We start from the raw sequence: 4,984 nt of genomic DNA on the forward strand, positions 1-4,984 counted from the left end.
GCCGTAGTGGACGGCGACCCGGGCGCCCTCCCGGGCCAGCCGGGTGGCGACGGCCCGGCCGATCCCCCTGCTGGCGCCGGTCACGAGCGCCGTCCTGCCGGTCAAGGTCGTCATTGCTGATCACGCCTCTCATCATTTCGCGTACTTCGTACTCGAAATGGGACCCTAGCCATTCGAGTACTGTGTACGCAAGTTAGGGAGAGGCCAGGATGTCCGACGAGGAACTGATCAGCATCTGGATGCGGCCCGAGCGCCTGGAGCGTTCGGGGCCCGGGCGGCGGCCCGGCTACAGCCGCGAGCAGATCACCCGGGCGGCCGTCCGGATCGCCGACGCCGAGGGGGTGGAGGCCGCGACCATGCGCCGGATCGGGGGCGAGCTGGGCACCGGCGCCATGTCGCTCTATCGCTACGTACCGAAACGCGATGATCTGTTCGACCTCATGATCGACCTGGCGATGGGCGAGCTCGAACTCCCCGCCGAGCCGTCCGGCGACTGGCGAGGCGACCTCTCCCTGGTCGCCCACGAGACCCGGGCCGCCGGCCTGCGCCATCCCTGGCTGACCCCGCTGCTCAGCGGCCGCCCGACCCTGGGCCCGCAGCTGCTGCGGGTCCACGAGTTCGCCCTGGGCGCGCTCGACGGGCTCGGCCTCGACATCGACGAGATGACCGGCTTCGTCGGCATGGTGAACGACTACGTCCACAGCGCGATCCGCCGCGAGATCGGCTGGCTGGAGGAGGCCCGCCGTACCGGCCTGGACCCGGAGCGCTGGAAGCGCGACTACATCGGGCCGTACGTGCGGCAGATCGTCGGGTCGGGCGCCTACCCCCTGTTCGGCCGATCCGTGCGGGAATCCAGGACCGCGCACCTCTCCCCCGCCGAGCGCTTCCGGCACGGGCTGGATCGGGTGCTCAACGGGATCGGCGCGCAGCTGCCAGCAGGCCGCGCAGGACATAGGGCATGATTCCGCCGTGCCGGTAGTAGTCGGCCTCGCGAGGCGTGTCGAGCCGGAGGCGGGCCTGGAAGGTGACGCTACCGGCGGTGACGGTCAGGGTGGGCGGGAGCCTCGGTCCGTCGAGCGCGGCCAGGCCGGTGACGTCGATGACCTCGCGGCCGGTGAGGCCGAGCTCGTCCGGGCCCTGGCCGGGCAGGAACTGCAGCGGCAGGACGCCCATGCCGACCAGGTTGGAGCGGTGGATGCGTTCGAACGACTTGGCGATGACGGCGCGCACGCCGAGCAGCGCGGGACCCTTGGCGGCCCAGTCGCGGGAGGAGCCCGCGCCGTAACCCTCCCCGGCCAGCACCACGACCGGTACGGCGGCCTCCTGGTAGGCGCGGGCGGCCTCGTACACGGTGGTGATCGTGCCGCCGTCCAGGAAGTCGGCGGTGAGGCCGCCTTCGGTGCCGGGGGCGAGCTGGTTGCGCAGGCGGACGTTGGCGAACGCGCCGCGCATCATGACCTCGTGGTTGCCGCGGCGGGAGGCGTAGGTGTTGAGCTGGTGGCGTGGCACGCCGAGGCCGGTGAGGTAGCGGCCGGCGGGGCTGGACGGCAGGATGGCCCCGGCCGGTGAGATGTGGTCGGTCGTGATGAACTCGCCCAGTTTGACCAGGACGCGGGCGCCGGTGATGTCGGTGACGGGCGGCGGCTCGGGCGACATGCCGTCGAGGTAGGGGGCGCGGCGCACGTACGTGGAGGCGGGGTCCCAGGGGTAGGTGGCGGAGCCGGCGACGTCCAGGCGCTGCCAGCGTTCGTCGCCGTCGAGGACGTCGGCATAGGCGCGGGCGAACATCTCCGGCCTGATCACCCGCTCGATGACCGCGCGCACCTCCTCCGGGGCGGGCCACAGGTCACGCAGGTAGACGGGCCGACCGCCGGGGTCGGTGCCGAGAGGCTCGGTGGTGAGGTCGAGGTCCATGGTGCCGGCGATGGCGTACGCGACGACGAGCGGCGGCGAGGCGAGGTAGTTGGAGCGCACCTCGGGCTGGATGCGGCCTTCGAAGTTGCGGTTGCCCGACAGGACCGCGGCCACGTCGAGATCGTGCTCGGCCACGGCCTTCGACACCTCCTCGACGAGCGGGCCGGAGGCGCCGATGCACGTCATGCAGCCGAACCCGGCCAGGGTGAAGCCGAGCCGCTCCAGGTAGGGGGTCAGGCCCGCTTCGCGGTAGTAGTCCATGACGACGCGCGAGCCGGGCGACAGGGTGGTCTTCACCCATGGCTTCGCGCTCAGCCCGCGCTCGGCGGCCTTCTTGGCGAGCAGCCCGGCGGCGACCATGACCGAGGGGTTGGAGGTGTTGGTGCAGGAGGTGATGGCGGCTATGGCGACGGTCCCGTGCGTGATCTCCCGCTCCGCCGCGACGGGCGGCCGCTCCTGCGCGCGGAAGGCGGCCTTGACCCCCTCCAGGGGAATGCGGTCCTGGGGGCGGCGCGGGCCGGCGACGGACGGGACGACGGTGGCCAGGTCGAGGTCCAGGTCGGCGGTGTACGCGGGCGGCGCGTCCGGCTCGTGCCACAGGCCCTGCGCCCTGGCGTACGCCTCGACCAGGTCGGCGTGGTCGCCGTCGCGGCCGGTGAAGCGCAGGTAGCGGATCGTCTCGGCGTCGACGGGGAACAGCGCGGCCGTGGAGCCGAACTCCGGGCTCATGTTGGAGATCGTCACCCGGTCGGTCACCGGCAGCGCGGTGACCCCCGGCCCGTGGAACTCGACGATCTTGCCGACCACCCCGTGGTCGCGCAGCAGTTCGGTGAGGGTCAGCACGAGGTCGGTCGCGGTGGCGGCGACCGGCAGCTCGCCGTGCAGGCGCACGCCCACCACGTCGGGCACGAGGATGGACACCGACTGGCCCAGCATGGCCGCCTCGGCCTCGATGCCGCCGATGCCCCAGCCGAGCGTGCCGAGCCCGTTGACCATGGTGGTGTGCGAGTCGGTGCCCAGGCACAGGTCCGGGTACGCCTCATCGCCGCGGGTCATGACCACCCTGGCCAGGTATTCCACGTTGATCTGGTGCATGATGCCCTTGCCCGGCGGCACCACCGTGAAGCCCCGCAGCGACGCCTGGCCCCAGCGCAGGAAGCGGTAGCGCTCGGCGTTGCGCTCGTACTCCCGGTCGGCGTTGCGGGCCAGCGCGTCGGGGCGGCCGAACACGTCGGCGATGATGGAGTGGTCGACGACCAGCTCCGCGGGGATGGCCGGGTTGACCGAGGCGGGGTCGCCGCCGAGCGCCGCCATGGCGTCCCGCATGGAGGCCAGGTCGGCCAGCACGGGCACGCCGTTGGTGTCGTGCAGGAACACCCGGGCGGGATGCAGGTCCACGGCGGCGGTCCGGCCGGCGTCCGGCTGCCATCCGGTCAGGGCCCGCACCTGCTCGGCGGGGGCGGCGTGCCGGAGCAGGTTCTCCAGCATGACGCGCAGGCTGTACGGCAGGCGCGCGGGTGCGTCGACGGTGTGGATGCGGTAACGGCGAGATCCCACCGTGAGGAAGTCGGTCACGTGGCCTGCCCTTGGAGCGAGACGGGATGGCAGAAGGTGTTGCGGTGCTCGGTCACGCACGCGTCGGCCACCTGGCGCCAGGCGGCGTAGTGCGGCGCGGCGCGGTGTTCGGTGAAGAAGGCGGCCTCGTCCCGGTAGATCTCGTACAGGACGAACCGGTGCGGGTCGTCGTCGCTGCGCACCACGTCGAAGCGGAGGCAGCCGGGCTCGTCGCGGGTGGCGCGGGCGTTGGCCCGGATGCCGTCGAGGAAGGTCTCCAGGCGGTCGGGCCGCACCTGGAGCCGGACGATCACGACGAACACGCGTTCATCCAGGCGGGTTGCGGGACGGCGCACGCCTCGGCGAGCCGGCGCAGGCCCTGCAGGGTCCTGCCGGGCAGGCGCACTCCGGCCTGGGCGGATGCGGCGGCGTTGCGGGCCTCGATCTCGCCGGGATAGAAGATCTCGTCGAAGCCGGGCGCGAGCGGCACGGCCTTGGTGCGGTCGATGAGGTCGTCGAGGCGGCGGGCGTAGTCGGCGGGGTCGGCCACGGCGTCCAGGCGCAACGCGAGCAGCAGGTGGCCGCAGCCGCTGCGGCGGTCGGGCACGTAGGGGCCGGCCACGTCGGTGGCGTAGGAGCTGCCGGTCAGCACGCCCGACAGCACGTCCATCATGAACGAGATGCCGTACCCCTTGTGCCCGGCCATGGGCAGGATGAGCCCGTCGACGGCCAGGGCCGGGTCGGTGGTGGGGACGCCGTCCGCCGTCTGGGCCCAGCCCTCGGGGATGGTGTGCCCGCGTTCGAGAGCGGCGTAGATCTTGCCCCGGGCGACGACGGTGTTGGCGATGTCGAGCACGACCGGGCCGCGCCGGCCGCCGGGCACCGCGATGGACCACGGGTTGGCGCCCACGCTCTTCTCCCGGCCACCCCATGGGGCCATGGCGGGGCTGCCGTTGGTGGTCAGCAGGGCGACGCAGCCCTCGGCGGCGATCATGCGGGTGAAGTACGCGGCGGTGCCGAAATGGTTGCTGTCGCGCACCGCGACCACGCCCACGCCGTGCTCGCCGGCGCGGCGTACGGCGTCGCGGGCCGCGTACGCGGTGACGACCTGGCCGATGCCGTCGCGGCCGTCGAGGACGGCGACGGCGCCGCCGTCCAGCACGGTGGCCACGTCGGTCACCGCGCGCATGGCCCCGGAGCGCAGGCGATCGGCGTACCACTCCAGGCGCAGCATGCCGTGCGAGGGGTGGCCCCAGGCGTCGGCCGTGACCAGGCTGTCGGCCACCAGCCGCGCGTCGGGTTCGGGGACGCCGAACGAGGTCAGGACCTCGATCCCGAAGGAGGTCAGCTCGGAGGCAGGGATCACGACAGGCTCCTGACCTGGTCGGGGGTGAGCGGGCGGACGGGGCGGTCGCGCAGCAGCAGCCACAGCCGCGCCGTCTCCTCCAGCTCCTCGACGACGTCCGCGGCGGCGGCGAGGTCGGCGCCGGCGGCGATGGGCCCGTGGTTGGCCAGC

The 4,984-nt window shown here is 73.0% G+C and carries 6 protein-coding genes; 1 reads left to right on the forward strand and 5 read right to left on the reverse strand.

Annotated elements, in window-relative coordinates; all coding sequences use genetic code 11:
* Positions 1-114, reverse strand: a 114-nt coding sequence (locus ACWDX9_RS59925; protein ID WP_449972773.1) for an SDR family NAD(P)-dependent oxidoreductase, incomplete at its 3' end; no start/stop codon positions are given.
* A 95-nt stretch (positions 115-209) separates the two neighbouring features.
* Here ACWDX9_RS59925 and ACWDX9_RS59930 point away from each other — a divergent pair.
* Entirely contained in the window at positions 210-962 is a 753-nt protein-coding gene (locus tag ACWDX9_RS59930; RefSeq protein WP_449972763.1) for a TetR/AcrR family transcriptional regulator, read from the forward strand.
* On the opposite strand, the gene acnA is transcribed toward ACWDX9_RS59930, so the two are convergent.
* From acnA to ACWDX9_RS59950, 4 genes are read right to left on the reverse strand one after another with little or no spacing between them, the layout of a single operon-like run.
* Positions 910-3,489, reverse strand: a complete 2,580-nt coding sequence (acnA, locus tag ACWDX9_RS59935; protein WP_449972765.1) for an aconitate hydratase AcnA — start codon at positions 3,487-3,489, stop codon at positions 910-912. The genes ACWDX9_RS59930 and acnA overlap by 53 nt on opposite strands.
* Positions 3,486-3,791 carry a putative quinol monooxygenase gene (locus ACWDX9_RS59940; RefSeq protein ID WP_449972768.1) on the reverse strand — a complete coding sequence of 102 codons (306 nt, stop codon included), beginning with the start codon at positions 3,789-3,791 and terminating at the stop codon, positions 3,486-3,488. Before ACWDX9_RS59940 ends, acnA begins: the two co-directional genes overlap by 4 nt.
* Complete coding sequence (locus tag ACWDX9_RS59945; protein WP_449972771.1) at positions 3,779-4,834, reverse strand: Ldh family oxidoreductase; 1,056 nt, start codon at positions 4,832-4,834, stop codon at positions 3,779-3,781. The genes ACWDX9_RS59940 and ACWDX9_RS59945 overlap by 13 nt, the downstream gene beginning before the upstream one ends.
* Positions 4,831-4,983 (reverse strand): class II aldolase/adducin family protein, encoded by a 153-nt coding sequence (locus ACWDX9_RS59950; protein WP_449972776.1) that lies wholly within the window; start codon positions 4,981-4,983, stop codon positions 4,831-4,833. The genes ACWDX9_RS59945 and ACWDX9_RS59950 overlap by 4 nt, the downstream gene beginning before the upstream one ends.
* Between the last annotated feature and the right edge of the window lies 1 nt (position 4,984).

The organism is Nonomuraea sp. NPDC003201, assembly GCF_053590415.1.

Excerpts from the sequence above, each read along its gene's own strand:
- ACWDX9_RS59930 (WP_449972763.1), top strand. The coding sequence starts at position 210 with ATGTCCGACGAGGAACTGATCAGCATCTGGATGCGGCCCGAGCGCCTG.